Origin of the sequence: Azospirillum sp. TSH100 (assembly GCF_004923295.1) — a bacterium.
GTDB lineage: Bacteria > Pseudomonadota > Alphaproteobacteria > Azospirillales > Azospirillaceae > Azospirillum.
Genome location: NZ_CP039637.1, coordinates 175,952 through 196,125, shown reverse-complemented (window position 1 = coordinate 196,125; position 20,174 = coordinate 175,952). Strand labels below are relative to the sequence as shown.

Below are 20,174 nucleotides of genomic sequence, written 5' to 3'. Positions count from 1 at the left end.
GCCGGTGAGCACCTTGCCCGATACCCAACGGGATCTGACACGGGTGGTCGAGCCGGGCGTGACCGCGATGGCGGTGACGGTGCATGTCAGCGACCTCGTGCTGGAACGCCGCACGCCCCTGTGGTGGTGGGTCGGCTTCGGGCTGTCGTTCGGGCTGTTCGTCCTGTTCGTGGTGGCGGTCGGCTGGCTGTTCATCCGTAGCGTCGGTATCTGGGGCATCAACTGGCCGATCGCCTGGGGCTTCGCCATCGGCAACTATGTCTGGTGGGTCGGCATGGCGAGCGGCGGCACGCTGATCTCCGCGCTGTTCTTCCTGACCCGCTCGGACTGGCGCAGCGCCACCAGCCGCATTGCCGAGACCATGACGGTGTTCTGCGTCGCCTGCGCCGGGATCATGCCGATCATCCATCTCGGGCGCTGGTGGTATTTCTATTGGCTGTTCCCCTATCCCAACACGATGGCGCTGTGGCCGCAGTTCCGCAGTCCGCTGCACTGGGATTTCGTCGCCATCCTGGTCTATGTCGCCGGATCGGCGCTGTTCTGGTATGTCGGCCTTCTCCCCGATCTCGCCACCCTGCGCGACCGGGCGCGGCGACGCTGGCAGCGGGTGCTGTACGGGTTGCTGGCGCTGGGTTGGCAGGGATCGTCGCAGCACTGGCGCCAGTTCAGGATGCTCTACGGGCTGTTCGCCGCCCTGATGGCGCCGCTGGTCTGCTCCATCCACAGCATCGTCGGACTGGATTTCGCCGGCGGCCTGACGCCGGGCTGGCACGAGACGCAGTTCCCGCCCTATTTCGTCTTCGGCGCGGCGCTGTCCGGTTTCGCCGTCGTGCTGATGCTGGTCATCCCACTGCGCCGGGCGCTGGATCTCAAAGGCGTCATCACCCTGCGCCACATCGATGTACTGGCGCGGCTGATGCTGACCGCCAGCCTGCTACTGTCCTACTGCTACCTGATCGAGATCTTCATGCCCTTCTACCGGGGGAGGAGCGCGAGATCACCGTGACGATGTCGCTGCTCGGTGGCTATTACGCCCCCTGGTACTGGGCGAAGATCGTCCTGAACGGCGTCCTGCCTCAGACCCTGTGGGTGCGGGCGGCTCGGCTGAACCGGCCGCTGCTGTTTCTGGTGGCGCTGTGCGTGGTGGTCGGCATGTGGATCGAACGCTACGTGATCGTCGTCGGCAGCCTGCACCGGAACCATTCGGAATCGAGCTGGTTCGTCTTCATGCCGACCTTCTGGGACTGGGCGACGCTGGCCGGGTCGGTGGGGCTGTTCCTGACCGGTTTCTTCCTGGCGCTGCGCTTCATCCCGGTGGTGTCAATGTTCGAGCTGCGCGAACTCCTTCACAAGAAGCGGACGGAGGGCGAACGATGACCGTACGGCGCGGCACCGGCCACAGCCTCCGCGGCAGGATGGCTGCCTTCGACAGTCCGGATGCGATGCTGGAGGCCCTGCGCCGGCTGCGGCAGGCGGGGTTCACGCGGCTGGAGGTCTACAGCCCCTATACGGTGGACGGAGTGGACGAACTGCTGGGCCGCCGGCCACGGGCGCTACCGCTGATCGTCGTGGCGGCCGGGGGGCTGGGGGCGGTCGGCGGCTTCTTCCTGCAATATTGGGGAATGGTGCTGAGCTATCCGCTGAACATCGGCGGACGTCCGCTGAACAGCTGGCCGGCCTTCAGCACCAGTACCTTCGAATTGGCGGCACTGACCATCCTGCTGGCGGGGTTCCTCGCCTTCTGCAAGGTTTGCCGGCTGCCCCGCCTTTATGACCCGATCTTCGATGCAGCCGGCTTTGAACAGGCGTCGCAGGACCGATTCCTGATCTGGATCGCCGAACGGGAGGGCCGCGACGACAGCGAACTTCTGCAACGGCTGCTTCCCGAGGGCAAAGAGGTGCGGATCGACGAGGTGCCGGCATGAACCGGGTGGTTGCTCTCGTTCTTTTGCTATGCGGCGCCTCGCTGCTCGCGGCCTGCGACAACATGGCGAAGCAGCCCCGCGACAAGACCTGGACGCCTGCCGATACCAATTCGACCGATGCCGGCCCGGAACGCAAGGTCTGGCCGCCGCAACCGGCACCCAACACCGTCGCCCGCGAAGACCGGCCGCAGCCGGCACCGGCACTGACGCCGGCCCTGCTGGCCCGTGGGAAGGAGCGTTACGAGATCTACTGCACTCCTTGCCATGGCTACCTCGGCGACGGCGACGGTATGATCGTCCGCCGTGGCTTTCCGCGACCGCCCTCCTTCCATGCCGAGGCATTGCGCAACGCTCCGACCCGGCATTTCTACAAAGTCGCCACCAATGGCTGGGGGGCGATGTACTCCTATGCCGACCGGGTAGCATCCGACGATCGCTGGGCCATCGCAGCTTATATCCGGGCACTGCAAACCAGCCAGAACACCGCCGCGGCCGAGTTGCCGGAGACGGTGCGGGGGACGTTGCGATGAGTCGCGGTCTGTTCCTCACCGCCGTCGGCACGGCACTTGCCGGTGCTGCGGTCTGTGCCGTCGGGGCGCTGGTCGATCCGCAGGCGGTGCTGCGCGGCTGGCTGGCCTCCTTCGCCTTCTGGATCGGTCTGCCGCTGGGCGCCATGATGCTGCTGTTCGCCCATGACCTGACCGGCGGACGCTGGGGAACAGCCACCGTGCCGGCCCTGCGGGCGATGGTCGCCATGCTGCCATTGATGCTCCTGCTGCTGGTGCCGGTGCTGCTCCAGCTGCCGGAGCTGTATCCCTGGGCGCGGACGGCCGATACCGCACATCTGAAGAATCGCTTCTACCTGAACGCCCCCTTCTTCTACGGACGCACGGCAGTCTACGCGGCGGTCTGGCTGGGCTTGGCCCTGGAGGCACTGCGGCAGCCGGGACGGGGGCTCAACCCGCTGGCGGCGCCGGGGCTGATCCTGCTGGGGCTGACCGTCACCTTCGCCTCTTTCGACTGGTTCATGTCGATCGAGCCGGGGTGGGGATCCAGCATCTACGGCATGATGATCGTCGGCGGCCAGTTGTTGGGCGCCCTGGCGCTGGCGGCGCTGGCCGCCGCGCTGGGCGGACGAACGGATATCGGGCAGCGTCACGATCTGGGCAGCCTGCTGACCGCCGCCATCCTGCTGTGGTTCTACCTCTCCTTCATGCAGTTCCTGATCATCTGGCAGGAGAATCTGCCGGGCGAAATCGCATGGTACGTCCCGCGCCTGTCCGGCGGCTGGGGCCGGGTGGCGGCACTGGGGGCGCTGGCGCAAGGGGCGCTGCCCTTCGCCGCCTTGATCTGGTGGCCGGTGAAGCGCAGCCGGGGCGGATTGGCTTCCGTCTGCCTGCTGCTGCTGGCGGCCCATCTGGTGGAATGCTGGTGGCTGATCCTGCCGGGGCTGGCCGGCGGCTTTACCTGGTTTGCCCCCGCCGCGGCACTGGCGATGGGCGGAGGCTGCATGGCGGTGTTCCTGTGGCAGCGCTCCGCCTGGGTCGGACAGGCCACGCCGGCCGCCGGCCTGCTGGCGGAGGGAACCCACCATGGATGAGGCCACACGGTTCGAGGCACGGGACACGCCGCCCTGGCTGTTCCTTCTGCTGGGCGGTCTGGCGGCGGGGCTGATCGGGCTCGTTGTGGCCGCGCTGCTGGTGATCTTCCCCGATGCGGCCAAGGACGAAAGCCATGCGTCGAAGACACCGATGCCGGAGCCGCGCCTGCAAACCGATCCGGCCGCCGATCTCAAGCGTTACAAGGCAGAGGCGATGGAGCGGCTGACCGGCTATGGCTGGGCCGACCGCGAGCATGGCATTGCACACATCCCTATCGGCGAAGCCATGCGCCGTACCGCCGAACACGGCATCGCCGATTGGCCGGTGGACGCAAGGCGGGTGGGGCAGCGATGAAACAGCTTGCCGTCATCGTTCTGCTCTTCCTGCTGTCGGGTAACGCCGGCGCGCAGGCCTCTCCCACAGCATTGCTGCCAGGAAACTTCACCGGGTTCGCCTTCGATCAGCATCCGGGGGCGCAGTTGCCGCGCAACGTGCGGCTGCGGGACGATGACGGCCATACCGTCACCACCGCGTCGCTGTTCGATGCAGGCAGGCCGCTGATCCTGGTCTTCGACTATTTCCGCTGCACGACGCTGTGCGGCGTGGTGCTGGGCGATCTGGCGGCGGCACTGGGACAGGTGCCGCTGACACCGGGCAAGGATTACGCGGTGATGGCGATCAGCTTCGATCCCGGCGACAGCCCGGCCGACGCTGCGGCGCTGAAGGCCCGGCATTTCGAGCATGATCCGGCGCTGGCCAGCGCCATCCATCCGCTGGTCGGCGATCCCGCCGATCGGGGGCGCGAGGTGCGCCGCCTGGCCGCCGCCGCCGGCTTCCCCTACCAATTGGACGAGGCGACCGGGCAGTATGCGCATCCGGCGGGCGTGGTGCTGGTGTCGCCGGGAGGGACAGTATCCCGCTATATCCTGGGGGTGGGCTACGACCCGACCGACCTGCGGCTCGGGTTGGTCGACGCCTCCCAGGGGACGGTCGGATCGGTCGCCGACCATCTGCTGCTGTTCTGCTACGGCTATGACGCTGCGCAAGGACGGTACAATGCCGAGGTCGGCCGGCTGATCCAGGCGACCGGCGTCCTGTCGCTGCTTGGGCTCGGACTGTTGGTCTGGCGCGCCGCACGCCGGCCGGAAAAGGGGTGAGGGGGGCGATGGGAAGCCTGCAACTCCTCCCCCCCACCGCCTCATCCCATGCCGCCGACATGGACTGGCTGTTCGCCGCCCTTCTGGGGGTCAGCGCCTTCATCCTGCTGCTGGTCTTCGGGCTGATGATCCTGTTCTGCGTCCGTTACCGCAAGGGCAGCAGGGTGGAGCGCGGCAACCGGCTCGGCCGCACCTGGAGGGTGGAGGTGGCGTGGACCGGCCTGACCTTCGCCGCCTTCCTCGTCCTCTATTTCTGGGGCGCGGAGCTCTATGTCCGCATCCACAGCCCGCCCGCCGAGGCCACCGACATCTATGTCGTCGGCAAACAGTGGATGTGGAAGATCGAGCATCCCGGCGGCCAGCGAGAGATCGACGCACTGCATGTCCCGGTCGGCAAGCCGGTGCGGCTGGTGCTGACCTCCCAGGACGTGATCCACGATTTCGCCATCCCCGCCTTCCGCATCCGCCAGGACGCCGTCCCCGGCCGCTACGAGACGCTGTGGTTCACGCCGACGGAGGTCGGCGAATACCGCCTGTTCTGTGCGGAATTCTGCGGCACCTTGCATGCGCGGATGGGCGGCACCGTCGTGGTGATGGAACCGTCCGACTTCCAGCGCTGGCTGGACAGCCAGGACCCCGGCCCCAGTCTGGCGCAGGAGGGGGAGGCGCTGTTCCGCAGCTATGGCTGCAGCGGCTGCCATGGCGGGACAAGCACTGTCCACGCCCCGAAGCTGGAGGGGCTGTTCGGCCGCCCGGTGCCGCTGGAGGGCGGGAGATCCGTCATCGCCGACGACCGCTATATCCGCACTTCGATTTTGATGCCGAAGGCGGAGATCGCCGCCGGCTATCCGCCGGTCATGCCCTCCTTCGCCGGACAGATCGGTGAAGACGATCTGCTGAAGCTGGTCGCCTACATCAAATCCCTGGCCGACAGGACGGCCGCCAATTCCCAAGCCGAGAGCATGGAAAGGCCCGCCCAATGATGAGCGCGACCGTGACCGGCAAGCCCGAAGAACCCATCGTCGCCACGAAGAACTATCTGACGGAGGAAGGGATCACGCTGCGCTCCTGGCTGCTGACCAGGGATCACAAGCGGATCGCCATCCTCTACACCCTGTCGCTCACATTCTTCTTCTTCGTCGGCGGGGCAGCGGCAACGCTGATCCGGCTGAATCTGGTTACGCCGTCCGGCATCTTCACACCGGACATCTACAACCGGCTGTTCACGTTGCACGGCATCGTGATGGTCTGGTTCTTCCTGATCCCATCGATCCCCAACACGATGGGAAATTTCCTGATCCCGCTGATGATCGGCGCCAAGGATCTGGCCTTTCCGCGCCTGAACCTGCTCAGCTGGTATCTGTATGTCGGGGCCGGGTTGCTGGCGCTGTTCGCGATAGTGATCGGCGGGGTTGACACCGGCTGGACCTTCTACACGCCGTTCTCCTCGCTCTATTCCAACGGCTATGTCGTGCTGGCGCTGGCCGCCGTGTTCGCGGTGGGATTCTCCTCGATCCTGACCGGGCTGAACTTCATCGTCACCACCCATCGCATGCGGGCGCCGGGAATGACGTGGTACCGGCTGCCGGTGTTCGTCTGGTCGAACTACGCCACCTCCATCATCATGGTGCTGGCGACGCCGGTGCTGGCGATCACGCTGTTGCTGGTGGCAGTGGAACGACTGCTGCGGGTCGGCATCTTCGACCCGGCGCTGGGCGGCGACCCGCTGCTGTTCCAGCACCTGTTCTGGTTCTACTCCCACCCCGCGGTCTACATCATGATCCTGCCGGGTTTCGGCGTGATCAGCGAGATCGTACCCTGCTTCGCCCGCAAGCCTCTGTTCGGCTACAAATTCGTGGTGTGGTCGAGCATCGCCATTTCGGTGATCGGCTTCTTCGTCTGGGCGCACCACATGTTCGTCGCCGGCATCTCGCTCTATGCCGGACTGGTCTTCTCGCTGCTCAGCTACGTCATCGCGGTGCCGTCGGCGATCAAGGTGTTCAACTGGACCGCCACGCTGCACAAGGGCTGGATCAGCTTCGATGCGCCGATGCTGTATGCCCTGGGCTTCATCGGGCTGTTCACCATCGGCGGGCTGACCGGGCTGTTCGTCGCCAACCTCGCCTTCGACGTCCATGTCACCGACAGCTATTTCGTCGTGGCGCATTTCCACTACATCATGGTCGGCGGCATGGTCAGCGCCTATTTCGGCGGGCTGCATTACTGGTGGCCCAAGGTGACCGGGCGGCTCTATCCCGAATGGTGGGCGCGCATCGCAGCATTGCTGATCTTCTTCGGCTTCAACCTGACCTTCTTCCCGCAATTCATCCTGGGTTATCTGGGGATGGAGCGGCGTTACTACGCCTACCCGCCGGAATTCCAGGCCTGGAACATCTTCTCGTCTGCCGGGGCGTCGGTGCTGGCGGTCGGCTATGCCCTGCCCTTCTTCTATCTCGGCTGGTCGCTGTTCCGCGGCAAACGGGCAGGCGCCAACCCCTGGGCGGCGACCGGGCTGGAATGGCAGACCCCCTCCCCTCCCCCCACCCACAATTTCGACCGGACGCCGACCGTCACCCGCCCGCCCTACCAGTACCGGCCGGAACCGGAGCCGCAGGATGTCTGACTCGGCCCCGATCCCACAGCCCGTCCCCGGGCCCGAACCGCAATATGCGACGGCAGACCAGCAGGCGGAGGCCGCCAGCTTCGGCATGTGGGTGTTTCTGGCGACGGAGGTGCTGTTCTTCGGCGGGATGCTGCTGGCCTACACATGGTTGCGTACCACCTACCCGGAGGGCGTGGCGGAGGCCGGCCATCACACGAAAATCGTCATCGGATCGGTCAACACGCTGGTGCTGCTGACCAGCAGCCTCACCATGGCCTGGGCGGTCGATGCGGCGAAACTTGGCCGGCGGACGGTGCTGACCCGGCTGCTGATCGCCACTGCGCTGCTGGGACTGCTGTTCCTGGGACTAAAGGGTTACGAGTATCACGGGGAATGGACCGATCATCTGGTGCCGGGGCTGAATTTCCACCAGGACGGTCCGCATACCCGCACGATCGAGCTGTTCTACTTCCTTTATTTCCTGCTGACAGGCATCCACGGCATCCATATCACCATCGGTATCGGCCTGATCGCGGTGATGGCGGCGCGGGCGCGGCGCGGCGCCTTTTCGGCCGGTTATTACACGCCTGTGGAGGTGACGGGGCTGTACTGGCACTTCGTCGACATCGTCTGGATTTTCCTCTACCCGCTGATCTATCTGGTCGGACGGAGCGGACCATGACGGGATTTCCCTGCTCCTACCTGATCACCTGGGCGGCCCTGGTGGCGCTGCTGGCGGCGACGCTGGGGCTCGCCTATGTGCCAATGCCGGGGCCGCTGAACCTCGTGCTGGCGCTGGGCATCTCGGCGGCGAAGGCGCTGCTGGTACTGACGCTTTTCATGAAGCTGTTCCGCGCCCCGGCGCTGACCCGTGCCGCCGCCTCGGCCGGACTGTTCTGGCTGGCGGTGCTGTTCGCCCTGTCGGCGACCGATTACCTGACCCGCAAGGAGGCGCCCGCGGGCGACCTGTCGGCGCCGACCGGCCGGGAATACCAGGCGGGCGGCCGCTGAGCAGCCTGTTTGAATGAGGAGGCAGACGTGATGCATTCGGATGCCACCAGCCGGCTGGTCGATGCCGTGGTCCGCACCCGGCGGATACTGGACGCGGCAAGACGCCGCACAACCGAACAGTTCGGCGAAGGTCCCCACTATCCCGGCAAGAGCGCGGTTCTGGCCGACATCCGCGATCTGCATGACCGCATTATCCGGCCAATCGTCGAGACCCGGCAGCAGATCGTCCGCGATGTCGGCGCCGTGTGGTTCCAGGAGGACATCGGCCTCGTCCATGAGATGCCGCGCGCCATCGTGCATTTCACCTCCGTCGACAGTGCCGAGGAAGCGCCACGGGCCTACATGACCATCCATGTCGGGGAGGACAGCACGACCTCCGTTTCGGAGAACTTCCTGACGCCGGTAAAGACGACCGACGTACGGACCTGCCGGCTGGACGATCTCGACAGCGGGACGATGGCGCTGCTGATCGACCGCTTCCTGGCGAAAGCAATTCAGGGATAGGGGTCGAAGCAAGGCGGGATGATCCCCCTGGTCCGGTGTTAACGCAAAATTGGTTTTCCATAAACCATGCTTGACTCCGGCACACGATTTGTGTGCAGTGCAGCATAATCCCCGCTCATGAACCTGGACGGCCGCCGCCGGATCAAGGCGCCCAACCAAGGTCACTCCCCCATTCGATGACGGCTGGAGTTGTCATGATCGAGCTGATCTTCGTGGTCTGCCTTGTTTCCAGTCCCGACCGTTGCACCGTCGAACGCCCGCAGTTTCAGGAGCCGTTCGTCAATGTGATGGCCTGTTCGCGCACCGGCCTGTTCCGGGCCGCCGAATGGGCGGAACAGCACCCGAAATACACAGTTCGCCGCTGGAAATGCGAACCGCGCCAGATCTGACCCTCTGGATCTGACCTGCCAGATCCTACGGCATCGCCACATATCCCCGAAAGAGACCCACCTCTTTTGAGCGCCCCAACTTCGTCCGCATCCGTGATTGTTATATGGGCAATCATTGATGGTCCATGGGAATGCCCCCACAGACGGGATGGAAAGGGTCCGGTCATGCCTCTTCGCATCGCCCTCACTCTCACGGCGGCGCTGCTATCGGTGGCCTCGTTGCCAGCGGTACCGGCAGCCGCCGGCCCGGTGAACGACTATCCGACGGCGGCAAGAGCCGATTACGTGATCGCCTGCATGGCGTCGAACGGGCAGTCGCACATCGTCATGGAGAAATGCGCGTGCAGCATCGACGCCATCGCAGACCGCATCACCTATGACGACTACACCGCCATCGAAACGGTGAAGGTGATGGCCGACCAGCCGGGCGAGCGCGCCGGGATCTTCCGCAGTTCCGGCTGGGCCAAGGACCTGATGGACCGGTTCCGTCAGGCCCAGGTCGCCGCCGACCGCAAATGCTTCTGACCGGCCCAACCGTTACAAGGCCGGGTCGTCCTTGCCAGGACCGGCGGTCAGCGGAACGCTCTTTGTGAAGGTGGCGCCCCGGGTATCCTGGGCGACCACCTCCAGGCTGCCGCCGTCCGTCGGCAGGACGCTGAAGCGCAGGTTCGGATCCTCGGCGATCGAGATGTCGGTGTCCGCCTCCAGCACCATCTGGCCGCCGGCCCGGATGACGATCGACTGGATGTAATGGGCGGGGATGTAGGTCCGGCTGACCTGATCGAACTGCAGGCCGCTGCTGTTGGGATGGCTGATCATGACCTGCGCGGTGACCGGGCTGCCGGGCGACAGTCTGTCCGAAAGCTTCACCTTGATGCGGCCGAGGCGCGCCATCGCCTCCTGCGGGTCCTTGACGGCGGGAGCGGAACAGCCGCCGGCAGCCTTGACATAGGCGGCGGCCATCAGCAGCCGGCCGTCCTGCGTCTCGCCGACGACGTGGAGGTTGGTGTATTCGTTGACGCGTACACGGGTCTCGATGCCGCCGCCGGCACTGGCCGGACCGAAGCGGACGGTGGCGGCGAGCGGCACCGGGTTCTTGTCGACCAACAGCGACAGCGTCTTCAGGCGAAGCGACGGCTCCACTTCGATCCGCACCGGTACCAGGGCCGCGTCATGGGCACGGGCCGGGGCGTCGATGCGGATGCGGCCGCCGGCCTCCTCCACCGGGCGGTCCTTGAAATACATGTCGTGCAGCAGGTCCCAGCGCGCCGCGTCCTCTGCCACATCGGCCGCGGCAAGACCCGGCGTGATGAGGACGATCAGGAGGCCGATCAGCGGCCCCATCAGCGGATATCGCGTCATCGCTCCCGCTCCTCTATTCCCATTCCAGTTCGGCGAAGGTCGCCGTGATGTTGCGCGGGTTGTATGCATCGAACAACAGCCAGCGCTCCCGTTCATCCTCCGCCACTTGAGTGACGGCATCCTGGATGCTTCCATCCGCCTTCAGTACCCTCCGCACGCCCTCCACCAACGCCGTCAGGTAGCGCCGTTCGGCGTCCAGCGCCCCCGGCCAAGCCACGGATGCGGGACCATGTCCGGGGACGGCACGCACCGCCGGCACCCGCTCCAGCCGGTCGATCACCCGCAGCCAGCCCAGCGCATTGCCGTCAACCGCCGGAAGATGATCGACGAACAGCAGGTCGCCCGCGAACAGCGTCCCCGTCTTGCGGTCGAATACGGTCAGGTCGTTGTTGGTGTGGGCCGTCGGATAGGCCGTCAGCACCAGGATGCGGTTGCCCAGGTCGACCCGCAACTCCTCGGCCACCGGCCGGTCGACCCGCACCGGGGCGACACCGGCCGCAGCCTCGGTCCCCAGCTCATCGGTCAGGCGCTGGCGATAGACCTCCTGGCGGGCCGCCAGCGCGTCGCGGAGATTGGCATGGCCGGCGAAGGGCAGGTCGACGAAGGCGGCGTTGCCGAAGACATGGTCGGGATGCATGTGGGTGTTGACGACGATGACCGGCTTTTTGTCGGTACGCGCCGTGATGGCCTCGCGCAGGCGCTGTCCCAGCTCCGGCGTGCCGCCGGTGTCGATCACCGCGACGGCGCTGTCGCCGACGATGAAGCCCATGTTGGCGGTGTCACCGCGGTTGTCCGGTGCCGGCTCGGCGATGGTGCCCTGATGGACGAAAACACCGGGGGCCACCTCCGTCACCGGCAGAGGCTCCGCCGACACCGGCAGGGCCGCAGTGAGCAGGCCCAGCACCACGGCACAACCGACATGGCGGCCGAGAATGATCGTCATTTCGGCGGTCCTTCATGGTTGGCCACCCGCCCCCTCTCCAGCCGATGGGCGAAGAGGCTGGCGACGGTCAGGTCGGCCGAGGTGCCGGGGTTGATGCCCCGCCATTTTAGGCGCGCATCGAAGGCGAACAGGTGTTCGCGCCTGAGAACCGCCGAGGATGCTGCGGCGACCTGGCCGCGCACCTCGCGAGCGTCGGCAAGCACGGACGCGGCGACCTCCTCTCCATGCTTGCGCAGGATGTGGCTGTCGGGAAAAGCGGTCAGGAAATCCAGGTAGATGGCCTCCGCCAAAGTGATGGTATCACTGCCGGCCATCGACCGGGCACAGGCGACGCCGATGTCGAAGATGTCGTGATATCCGTCGGCATACTGGGCGGCGATGCGGTCGCGCGACCGGGCCGCCGCCATAGCCGCACGCAGGTCAACCGTGGCCGGACCGGCGACATCATGTTCTGAGGCACGGCCCAGCCCACCGGGCGATGCAAGGCGGATCGCTTCGAAAACAGCCCCGGCATCCTCCACAGTCAGCGCCGCCAACACGGCGGCCAGCCTGTCGCGCAGGGGACGTGCCGCCGGCAGCTCGGCAGCGTGGGCCAGGGGAGCACACAGCAGCAGGATGCCGAGATTGGTGTTGCAGTCCACAACAGACCAAGTCGCCTGCACCGCCCGCAGGATGCGCCGGCCGACCGCGGTACCGGAGCGCGCGATCTCTGGCGACGCTGCCTCCGCCGAGCGAAGGAAGTCCTCCACCGTCATGCCATGGCCGGCGGCATGGACATGGACGTTGCCGGGCTTCAGCGCCATCACCTCCGCCCGGCAGACGGCCTTGAACAGCTCCGCCGTCTTGGCGCTCATCCTTCCGTCCCTGCAAAGGAACGGTCGAGCATGTCCGGGGCGAGATGCCCGCCATGAAAGCTCCGGCCGCTGTCGAGCGCCGTCACCACCACACGGGCCGGAGCGAACAGCAGCGGGTCGATGGCATAGAAGTCCTTGTTCACGGCCGCGAACATCTCGGCGAAGGGGCGGCCATAGTCGCGGGAGTCCGTGCTTGGCAGACGGCGCGCCAGATCGTCGGCGGCATCGTCGGGGCCGGTGACGAAGAGCTGGACGGTGCCGCCGAACAGGATGGCGTCGTTGGTCCGCCCCATTGCCTCGATGAAGCCCTTTCCGGGCGGCGGCAGTGGGGCGACGCCGATACCGTCGGCGACATCCTCAAGCGGAAAGCCCAGCGCATGCACCTTGTGCAGCGCCACCTCCAGCACGCGGGCGACGATCTGCACCGTGCCGGCGAGGCTGGCCGTCGGCGTCAGCACCAGCGTCAGCCGCTCCGCCGCCACCCGGCAATCGGCGGCGATCCGCTCGACCAGTGGCGCTGGCGGGACGGTGCCGCTTTCCAGCACCAGCACGGCATGGTCGCCGCTGTCGGCATAGCCCAGCTCCTCGAACAGCATCTCCTTGCGGGCGAGCGCCCGGCCGGGGCCGGAGCCGAGCGCGAAGAAGGACTCGCCCTCCTCCTTATGCGACAGACTCCAGCCGGCATATTGGCTGCCCAGGCAGGCGAGCACCGGATCGGTGCTGTGCACCGCCACCTGGAAGGGCCAGCGGTTGGACTGGGTGTCTGCTTGCAGCGTAACCCGGCCGAGCCCGCCCATGCACAGCTCGGCTATGCGGCGGCCGGCCTCCAGACCGCCGGGATGGCCGATCCCGCCGTCGACAACGGTAGCGCCGGCCACCCGGTCGATGCCGAGCCGCAGCGGTAGCGCATCGGCGACCAAGGCGGCGGCGAGCGGGCCGGACAGCACCGACAGGCTGGGACGCTGGGTCACCGGGCATTGCGTCATCACTGGGCCTTTCCGGCGATGGTGCGCGCCGCGTCCATGGCGTCCTGGAAATCAAAGGCGACAGCGATGCCGCCGGTCTGCATCCGCTCCAGCAGATGGTGCTGGACCTTGAACTTGACGTTGCCGATGGCAAGCGCACCGATGCCGACGGCAGTCGGTTGAACCGTCAAGGGCGCACCGTCGTCCTGCACGCCGACTCCCTCCACCCCGGCCGGCGGCACCGCATTGATGTCGGCGGCAACACGCAGGTGCTGTGCCGCACGCAGATCCTCTGCATTGAGCACCGTGATCCCGGCCTTGCCACAGGCCAGAACAACCTGTACCCGTTCCATCAGCGCCGCCTTGCCGCCAGCAGAGGTATCGGCGCAGGACAGCGTGACGCCATAGCGCCGACCGAACTCCTCCGCCTTGCCCTGCACCGCCGGCACGCCGCGGTGGCTGACCAGGGTGACATTTCCGCCGGCCTGAGCCGCGATCAGCCCGGCGATGCCGCCGACGACGCCGGTGGCGCCATACACTTGGACATCCAGGCCGGCAAGGCCGTCCTGCCTGGACCGCCGCAGGGCGCGCTCCACCACCGCGACCATGGCGGCGGCGGTGGTGAAGGCGCCGGACGGATCGGCGAAGACCGAGATCCGGAAGGGCGGGAACATCGCCTTGCGCGCCACATCCAGCATGTCCAGCGCCATCGCCGCGTCGCGCCCGCCGATGAACAGGCCCGTGCGCACCGCGTTCTTCGGATCGCGGGAGAACATGGCGTCCTGGGTCAGCGCCTCGACCTGTGCGGTCTCGATGCCGGTGTAGGGGACGACCGTGTCGATGCCGGCGTCCACCGCCATGTTGACATCGAACGGGCTGACAGTCGCCAGCGGCGTGATCATGTGCAGCACGTAAGGGGCACCCATGCCGGCCTCCTTCCAGTCATTCCCCCAACCATTCTCCGGCGGTTCATACTCCTGCGGCCCACCGGACGGCGGGGGCGGTCTCCGCCCCGGCCAACTGGTTCCGCAAGGTTGCACCGCTGTTCCGCCCCTGGCAGACCATCACCTCCAGCGGTGAGCCCGCCCAGCGGCTGCGCATCCCGTGGGCTAGCCGCTCCGCCTGCGCCGCGTCGCCGACGATGGCGAAGCCGGTCGGCCCCCAGCTGCTCTGACCAACCCCGCCGATGCCCTGCGCCTCCAGCCAAGACAGCGCGTCGGCCACCAGCGGGCTGGTGAAGCGCCCCCCCTGGGCCGGGGCGAAATGGTCGCCGACCGTGCGCTGAAGCTCGCCGATAGCCTGTCCGAAGCGGTCAACATCGCCTTCGGCCAGCGCCGGCAGAGCGACCATCAGCACCAACCGGCACAGATGCGCGGCGGCGGCGGGCGGGAAGGGCGGCAGCCGGCGGAAGGCTTCGGCCTCCGGCGCGCCGTGCAGCCCATGGCCGCCACGATGGAGCAGCAGCAGGATGCGCCAGTCCTCCGGGAAGGGCGCCCGCGCGATCAGGGGCGGGGCGGCGTCCAGCCCGCCCCGACCGCCGTCCAGCAGAACCCCGCCCTGCTCGAAGGCGGCCAGCCCGATGCCGGACCGCGCCCCGCGCTCCAGTGCGCGGGCCAGATCGCGGGCAGCAGTGCCCCGTCCTTCCAGACAGACCAGCGCCGCGGCGACGGCAAGGTCGGTCTGGGTGCCGGACCCCAATCCAACATGGGGCGGAATCGCCTCCTCCACCGTTACGGCGACGGCATCGGACAAACCGGCTTCCTGGCCCAGCCGTTCGATGCTGCGGCGGACGCGGTCGGCCGACGGGCCGCTGACAGTCAGACTGTCGGTCGGACGGGCGCGCAGGATAATAGCGGGCCTGTCGATGGCGATGCCGAGGCTGCCGAAGCGGCGCCCCAATCCACCGTTCAGATCGACGAAGCCGGCATGCAGACGCGCGGGTGCATGGACCCAGACCTCCCCTATCCGATTGCGCTGGTCGTTCATCTGCATTCCCTTTGCGCGGGTCATCGCATAATGTTAGCGTTACAAACAAAATTGTCCGTAGCGCGAACGAGTATCTACGAGCGGTAACCCGAATGGGACGAGAAATATAGGGGGAAGAAATGGGCATGGTGCGACGACTCTGCCTGACGGGGACCGACCATGCTCAAGCGGATATCGCTTCAATTCGAAGCGGATGCTTGGACGACTGCCGACGAAGATCGCCAGAGCCATTGAACTATTCACGCTGACTTCACTTCTCCCTTCAGGCGATTGGGGGGCCATGACCTTCCACCCCGACACTCTCTGTCCGTTCTGCGGGCTTGGCTGCGGCGACATCGGGATCGACCGGGGCGAGGCCGGCATCTCTGCCCGGCCGACTGGCTGTCCGCAAGCCGACCGGTTGTTCCATCGCTCCGCGCCGGTACCGACGGACGGACGCATGGGCGGGACGCCCCTTTCCATCGACGACGCCATTGCGAAGGCGGCCCAGCTACTGGGGGCCAGCCGCGCGCCACTGATCGCCGGGTTGGCGGCCGATGTGAATGGCGTGCTTGCGGCGCTCACGCTTGCCGAACGCATCGGCGCGACAGTGGATCACGAACGGTCCGATGCGCTGTTCCGCAATTTGGCAGTGCTGCGCCGCTTCGGCTGGTCGGTGACCACGCTGGCAGAACTTCGTAACCGCTGCGACCTCGTGCTCGTCGCCGGACCGGACCCGGCCGCCGCCTTTCCGCGCCTGTGGGAACGCTGGGTGGCCCCGGAGCCTGCGTTCGTTCCCGGTGGCGCCCGAAGCATCATCTTTCTGGGTGGGGATCCGCTGCCGGAAACCGTGCAATGCCTCGGCGGCCGGATCGAAACGAGTGGTTTGAGTGGTGAAGCGGGCCAGGATCTCACCACGCTGGTCGGCCGATTGAGGACAGCACTGGCCGGACGGGCGGCGCAGAACGAACCGATGACGGCATTGGCGGCCCGGCTGCGCGCCGCCCGCTATGCCGTAGTGGCCTGGGCGGCGGGACTGTTCGACGGGCCGCAGCCGGACATGATCGTCGAGGGGCTGGTCCGGTTGGTCCGCAGCGTGGATGGCACCACACGGTGCGCCGGCCTGCCGCTGGCCGGCGCCGACAATTTGATCGGCGCCAATCAGGCTTGCGGCTGGCGCACCGGCTTTCCTCTGCGCACCGGCTTCGAGGGCGGCGCGCCGCTGCATGATCCGGAGCGGTTCGCTTGGCAAACGCGCCTGCGCGATGCCGATGTGACGCTATGGATCTCCGCCTTCCGTCCGGCGCTTCCCTCCTTCACCACCGGCGGCAGTGTCATCATGCTGGCGCCACCGGAGATGACCGTCATGCCGGAACCAGCCCTGTTCATTCCGGTGGGGACACCCGGCATCGACCATGCCGGCGATGTGTTCCGCACCGACGGCGTCGTGGCGTTGCATGCGGATGCCTTGATCGACAGGGGACTGGCCAGCGTCGCCGACGTGATCGGCCGGATTTTGGCGGCACTGGACCGGCCCACCGCAGACAAGGAGGCCGCCGGATGCTGACGAAGCTCACCGGCGGGCGGCTGTTCGACCCGGCCAACGGCCGGCACGGCGAGGTCGCCGACCTCTGGCTGCACGATGACCGCATCGTCGCCGATCCGGGGCCGGGCGCCACCCCCGAGGCGGTGCATGACGTGACCGGCAGGGTGGTGATGGCCGGCGCCATCGACATCCACAGCCACATCGCCGGCGGCAAGGTGAATCTCGCCCGCCTGCTGATGGGGGAAGAGCATGAGTTGCACCGCTTCGCCGGCCATGCCTGCGGCAGCGGCATCGCCACGCCTTCCACCCACACCACCGGCGCCCGCTATATCGAGATGGGATTCACCGCCGCCTTCGAGCCGGCGATGCTGGGATCCGACGCCCGGCACGCGCATCTTGAGATGAGCGACATCCCCTATATCGACACCGGCGGTTATCTGGTGCTGGGGAACGACGATTTCCTGCTGGATCTGATCGCCACCAATGCCGGGCAGGCGGCGGTCAACGACTATGTCGCCTGGATGCTGACGGCGACGCAGAGCCTTGCCGTCAAGGTGGTCAATCCCGGCGGCATCAACGCCTTCAAGTTCAACGCCCGCACCCTCGACCTCGACGAGGCGGGGCCCCATTACGGGGTCACGCCGCGCACCGTCCTGACCACGCTGGCCCGGGCGGTGAATGAGTTGGGGCTTCCCCACCCGCTGCATGTCCATGGCTGCAATCTCGGCGTCCCCGGCAACATCGCGACGACGCTCGACACCATCCAGGCGGCGTCGGGCCTGCCGATGCACATGACGCACATCCAGTTCCACAGCTACGACACGGCGGGCGACCGCAAATTCTCTTCCGGCGCCGCGGCATTGGCGGAGGCGATCAACCGGACGCCGACCCTGTCGGTGGACATCGGGCAGGTGATGTTCGGGCAGACGGTGACCGCCTCGGCCGACACCATGGCGCAGCGCCACACCGCGCCGCTGGCCCACCCGCGCAAATGGCTGGCGATGGACATCGAATGCGATGCCGGGTGCGGGGTGGTGCCCTTCCGATACCGCGACAACTCCTATGTCAACGCGCTGCAATGGGCGATCGGGCTGGAGCTGTTCCTGCTGCTCGACGATCCCTGGCGGGTGTTCCTGACCACCGACCACCCGAACGGCGCGCCCTTCACCTTCTATCCGGAGCTGATCCGGCTGTTGATGGACCGCGATTACCGGCTGGCGAAGCTGGCTGAGATCCATCCCGACGCGCCGGCCCACACCACGCTGGGCTCCCTCACCCGCGAATATTCGCTGACCGAGATCGCCATCATGACCCGCGCCGCGCCAGCCCGCATTCTGGGGCTTGCCGACCGCGGCCATCTGGCGCCGGGGGCATCGGCCGACGTCACGGTCTACAGCGACCTGCCCGACCGCCGCGCGATGTTCGAACGGCCAGATTTCGTCTTCAAGGGTGGCAGGCTGGTGGTGCGCGATGGAAAGCTGGTGGCGATGGCGCAGGGATGCACCCATGTCGTCCGCCCCGGCTTCGACGATCTGATCGAGCGCCGCATCGCCCGCCATTTCGACGAGCGGCTCGGCCTGCCGATCAAGCATTTCCGCATCCGTGACACGGAGATCCGCCACGGTGCCGGACCGCAGCTCCACCCCTGCCAACGGCGGGAGTTGCCGTGATGGCGGAGATGCACATCAACGGCGTGCGCATTGAGGACACGTTTGCAGAAGCGTTTCCAATGACTTACACGCGGCTGGTCATCACCGCCGACACACCCGCCTGGGTCGATGCGGCGACATCCAGCCTGACCGGTTTTGCCACCTCGGTCATCGGCTGCGGTTGCGAGGCGGCGGTGGAGCGCCTGCTGACGCCGGAGGAAACGCCGGACAGCCGGCCCGGTGCAGCGGTGATGATCTTCGGCATGTCCACCGGCGATCTCGCCAAGCTGGTGGTCAACCGGGTTGGGCAGTGCATCATGACCTCTCCGGGCTCGGCCTGCTATGCCGGGCTTCTGGCGGGGAGCAAGCGGATCCCGCTCGGCGGCGGCCTGCGCTATTTCGGCGACCGGCACCAGATCGCCAAGAAGTTCGGTGACCGCCGTTTCTGGCGCCTGCCGGTGATGGATGGCGAGTTCGTCTGCGAAGACAGCGTTGCTGTGGCCAAGGGCATCGGCGGCGGCAACTTCCTGATCCTCGCCGCCAGCCACCGGCAATGCCTTGCCGCGGCGGAGGAGGCGGTGGCGGCGATCCGGGCGCTGCCCGGCGTCATCCTGCCCTTCCCTGGCGGGGTGGTGCGCTCGGGGTCCAAGGTCGGCTCGAAATACAAGGCACTGATCGCCTCGACCAACACACGATTCTGCCCGACCCTGCGCGCGGTGGAACCGGAAACCCTGCTCTCCCCGGACGTCGAGGCGGTGCTGGAACTGGTGCTGGACGGTACCGACGAGGCGGCGATCCGCGCCGGCATGCGGGCCGGCATCGCCGCCGCTGCGGCAGGCGGAACCGCGGCCGGCGTGCTGGCGATCACCGCCGGGAATTATGGGGGGAAGCTAGGGCCACACCATCTCCACCTCCACGAGGTGATGGCATGATCGGAATGACCCTAACCTTCCGCAGCGACGCCGGAACCGTGGTGGACATGTCCGCCCTGCTGCCGGACCGGCTGGCCGGGCTGGCGGCGGCAGAGGTCGCCAAGCTGCCGCTTCCCTGCGGCGGCGGGGTAACGACCGTCGGCAGGATGTTCGATGTATCGGCGGGCGATGCGACCGAGGGCCTGCTGATCCGGCCGGGAGGGGCCGTCCTGCATCGCGTTGGCGCCGGCATGGCGTCCGGGCGCATCCTGGTCGAGGGCGATGCCGGCAGCCATGCCGGAGCCGGGATGAGTGGCGGCCTGCTGCGCATCACCGGCAATTCCAGGGAGGCCCTGGGCGGCGCCCTGCCCGGTCTGCCATCGGGGATGCGTGGCGGACTGATCTGCGTCGGCGGCAATGCCGGGGATCGGGCGGCGGAGCGGATGCGGCGGGGGATCATCGTCGTGGATGGCACGGTCGGCGCCCATGCCGCCGGTTTCATGGTCGCCGGGACGCTGGCTGCCGGGGGCGGTTGCGGCCCGCACCCGGGCTTCGGCATGCGGCGCGGCACGTTGCTGCTGGGTCGGCCGCAGGATGCGGTGCCTGACGGCTTCGCCGACGGCGGCACGCGCGACTGGCTGTTCCTGCACCTGCTGCGCCGTGCGCTGGAGGGAACCGGGAGCTGGTTGGAGCGCGCGGGCACCACCCGCGCCCATCGGTTCATCGGCGACCTTGCGGAAGGAGGGCATGGTGAGATTCTGGCGACGGCCTGACCGAAGATCCGACTTAT

General features: G+C 67.2%; 24 protein-coding genes. 18 read left to right on the top strand and 6 right to left on the bottom strand.

The window, feature by feature from the left end:
• The first annotated feature begins 4 nt into the window (after window positions 1-4).
• The 14 genes from nrfD (at window position 5) to E6C72_RS22470 (ending at window position 9,714) form a co-directional block, all read left to right on the top strand.
• Window positions 5-1,006 (top strand): NrfD/PsrC family molybdoenzyme membrane anchor subunit, encoded by a 1,002-nt coding sequence (gene nrfD / locus E6C72_RS22530; RefSeq protein ID WP_211100506.1) that lies wholly within the window; start codon window positions 5-7, stop codon window positions 1,004-1,006.
• Window positions 1,003-1,377 carry a hypothetical protein gene (locus tag E6C72_RS32030; RefSeq protein ID WP_211100505.1) on the top strand — a complete coding sequence of 125 codons (375 nt, stop codon included), beginning with the start codon at window positions 1,003-1,005 and terminating at the stop codon, window positions 1,375-1,377. Before nrfD ends, E6C72_RS32030 begins: the two co-directional genes overlap by 4 nt.
• Complete coding sequence (locus E6C72_RS22525; protein WP_109085169.1) at window positions 1,374-1,925, top strand: DUF3341 domain-containing protein; 552 nt, start codon at window positions 1,374-1,376, stop codon at window positions 1,923-1,925. Before E6C72_RS32030 ends, E6C72_RS22525 begins: the two co-directional genes overlap by 4 nt.
• Window positions 1,922-2,455 (top strand): cytochrome c, encoded by a 534-nt coding sequence (locus E6C72_RS22520; protein WP_109085170.1) that lies wholly within the window; start codon window positions 1,922-1,924, stop codon window positions 2,453-2,455. The genes E6C72_RS22525 and E6C72_RS22520 overlap by 4 nt, the downstream gene beginning before the upstream one ends.
• The gene (locus tag E6C72_RS22515; RefSeq protein WP_109085171.1) at window positions 2,452-3,525 is read left to right on the top strand and encodes a hypothetical protein; all 1,074 of its coding nucleotides are present in this window, start codon (window positions 2,452-2,454) and stop codon (window positions 3,523-3,525) included. The genes E6C72_RS22520 and E6C72_RS22515 overlap by 4 nt, the downstream gene beginning before the upstream one ends.
• Window positions 3,518-3,880 (top strand): hypothetical protein, encoded by a 363-nt coding sequence (locus tag E6C72_RS22510; RefSeq protein WP_247875612.1) that lies wholly within the window; start codon window positions 3,518-3,520, stop codon window positions 3,878-3,880. The genes E6C72_RS22515 and E6C72_RS22510 overlap by 8 nt, the downstream gene beginning before the upstream one ends.
• The gene (locus tag E6C72_RS22505) at window positions 3,877-4,683 is read left to right on the top strand and encodes an SCO family protein (protein WP_109085172.1); all 807 of its coding nucleotides are present in this window, start codon (window positions 3,877-3,879) and stop codon (window positions 4,681-4,683) included. Before E6C72_RS22510 ends, E6C72_RS22505 begins: the two co-directional genes overlap by 4 nt.
• 8 nt (window positions 4,684-4,691) lie before the next feature.
• A complete protein-coding gene (gene coxB / locus E6C72_RS22500) occupies window positions 4,692-5,666 on the top strand; it encodes a cytochrome c oxidase subunit II (RefSeq protein ID WP_109085173.1) in 975 nt (324 codons plus the stop codon).
• A complete protein-coding gene (gene ctaD / locus E6C72_RS22495) occupies window positions 5,663-7,306 on the top strand; it encodes a cytochrome c oxidase subunit I (RefSeq protein WP_247875613.1) in 1,644 nt (547 codons plus the stop codon). The genes coxB and ctaD overlap by 4 nt, the downstream gene beginning before the upstream one ends.
• Window positions 7,299-7,967 carry a cytochrome c oxidase subunit 3 gene (locus E6C72_RS22490; protein ID WP_109085175.1) on the top strand — a complete coding sequence of 223 codons (669 nt, stop codon included), beginning with the start codon at window positions 7,299-7,301 and terminating at the stop codon, window positions 7,965-7,967. Before ctaD ends, E6C72_RS22490 begins: the two co-directional genes overlap by 8 nt.
• Window positions 7,964-8,296 carry a cytochrome C oxidase subunit IV family protein gene (locus E6C72_RS22485; RefSeq protein WP_109085176.1) on the top strand — a complete coding sequence of 111 codons (333 nt, stop codon included), beginning with the start codon at window positions 7,964-7,966 and terminating at the stop codon, window positions 8,294-8,296. Before E6C72_RS22490 ends, E6C72_RS22485 begins: the two co-directional genes overlap by 4 nt.
• Before the next feature lie 30 nt (window positions 8,297-8,326).
• Complete coding sequence (locus tag E6C72_RS22480; protein ID WP_109085177.1) at window positions 8,327-8,800, top strand: hypothetical protein; 474 nt, start codon at window positions 8,327-8,329, stop codon at window positions 8,798-8,800.
• A gap of 194 nt (window positions 8,801-8,994) precedes the next feature.
• Window positions 8,995-9,189, top strand: a complete 195-nt coding sequence (locus E6C72_RS22475) for a hypothetical protein (RefSeq protein ID WP_049976161.1) — start codon at window positions 8,995-8,997, stop codon at window positions 9,187-9,189.
• Between the two features lie 165 nt (window positions 9,190-9,354).
• Window positions 9,355-9,714 (top strand): hypothetical protein, encoded by a 360-nt coding sequence (locus E6C72_RS22470; protein WP_109085178.1) that lies wholly within the window; start codon window positions 9,355-9,357, stop codon window positions 9,712-9,714.
• Between the two features lie 12 nt (window positions 9,715-9,726).
• On the opposite strand, the gene E6C72_RS22465 is transcribed toward E6C72_RS22470, so the two are convergent.
• The 6 genes from E6C72_RS22465 to E6C72_RS22440 are packed head-to-tail and all read right to left on the bottom strand — an operon-like array spanning window position 9,727 to window position 15,299.
• Window positions 9,727-10,551, bottom strand: coding sequence for a quinoprotein dehydrogenase-associated SoxYZ-like carrier (locus E6C72_RS22465; RefSeq protein WP_109085179.1), 825 nt, complete (start codon window positions 10,549-10,551; stop codon window positions 9,727-9,729).
• Window positions 10,552-10,564: 13 nt separating this feature from the next.
• Window positions 10,565-11,494, bottom strand: a complete 930-nt coding sequence (locus E6C72_RS22460; RefSeq protein ID WP_109085180.1) for a quinoprotein relay system zinc metallohydrolase 2 — start codon at window positions 11,492-11,494, stop codon at window positions 10,565-10,567.
• Complete coding sequence (locus E6C72_RS22455) at window positions 11,491-12,348, bottom strand: triphosphoribosyl-dephospho-CoA synthase (RefSeq protein WP_109085181.1); 858 nt, start codon at window positions 12,346-12,348, stop codon at window positions 11,491-11,493. Before E6C72_RS22455 ends, E6C72_RS22460 begins: the two co-directional genes overlap by 4 nt.
• Entirely contained in the window at window positions 12,345-13,334 is a 990-nt protein-coding gene (mch, locus tag E6C72_RS22450) for a methenyltetrahydromethanopterin cyclohydrolase (protein ID WP_109085182.1), read from the bottom strand. Before mch ends, E6C72_RS22455 begins: the two co-directional genes overlap by 4 nt.
• The gene (locus E6C72_RS22445) at window positions 13,334-14,239 is read right to left on the bottom strand and encodes an NAD(P)-dependent methylenetetrahydromethanopterin dehydrogenase (RefSeq protein ID WP_109085183.1); all 906 of its coding nucleotides are present in this window, start codon (window positions 14,237-14,239) and stop codon (window positions 13,334-13,336) included. Before E6C72_RS22445 ends, mch begins: the two co-directional genes overlap by 1 nt.
• A gap of 43 nt (window positions 14,240-14,282) precedes the next feature.
• The gene (locus E6C72_RS22440) at window positions 14,283-15,299 is read right to left on the bottom strand and encodes a beta-ribofuranosylaminobenzene 5'-phosphate synthase family protein (protein WP_109085268.1); all 1,017 of its coding nucleotides are present in this window, start codon (window positions 15,297-15,299) and stop codon (window positions 14,283-14,285) included.
• A 280-nt stretch (window positions 15,300-15,579) separates the two neighbouring features.
• On the opposite strand from E6C72_RS22440, the gene E6C72_RS22435 reads away from it, so the two are divergent.
• Genes E6C72_RS22435 through E6C72_RS22420 form a run of 4 tightly spaced genes read left to right on the top strand, consistent with a single transcriptional unit; the run spans window position 15,580 to window position 20,157 of the window.
• Window positions 15,580-16,845, top strand: a complete 1,266-nt coding sequence (locus tag E6C72_RS22435; RefSeq protein ID WP_109085184.1) for a formylmethanofuran dehydrogenase — start codon at window positions 15,580-15,582, stop codon at window positions 16,843-16,845.
• Window positions 16,839-18,494, top strand: coding sequence for a formylmethanofuran dehydrogenase subunit A (locus E6C72_RS22430; protein ID WP_109085185.1), 1,656 nt, complete (start codon window positions 16,839-16,841; stop codon window positions 18,492-18,494). Before E6C72_RS22435 ends, E6C72_RS22430 begins: the two co-directional genes overlap by 7 nt.
• Before the next feature lie 59 nt (window positions 18,495-18,553).
• Window positions 18,554-19,405, top strand: coding sequence for a formylmethanofuran--tetrahydromethanopterin N-formyltransferase (fhcD, locus tag E6C72_RS22425; protein WP_247875618.1), 852 nt, complete (start codon window positions 18,554-18,556; stop codon window positions 19,403-19,405).
• Window positions 19,402-20,157 carry a formylmethanofuran dehydrogenase subunit C gene (locus E6C72_RS22420; RefSeq protein WP_109085186.1) on the top strand — a complete coding sequence of 252 codons (756 nt, stop codon included), beginning with the start codon at window positions 19,402-19,404 and terminating at the stop codon, window positions 20,155-20,157. The genes fhcD and E6C72_RS22420 overlap by 4 nt, the downstream gene beginning before the upstream one ends.
• Window positions 20,158-20,174: the final 17 nt, after the last annotated feature.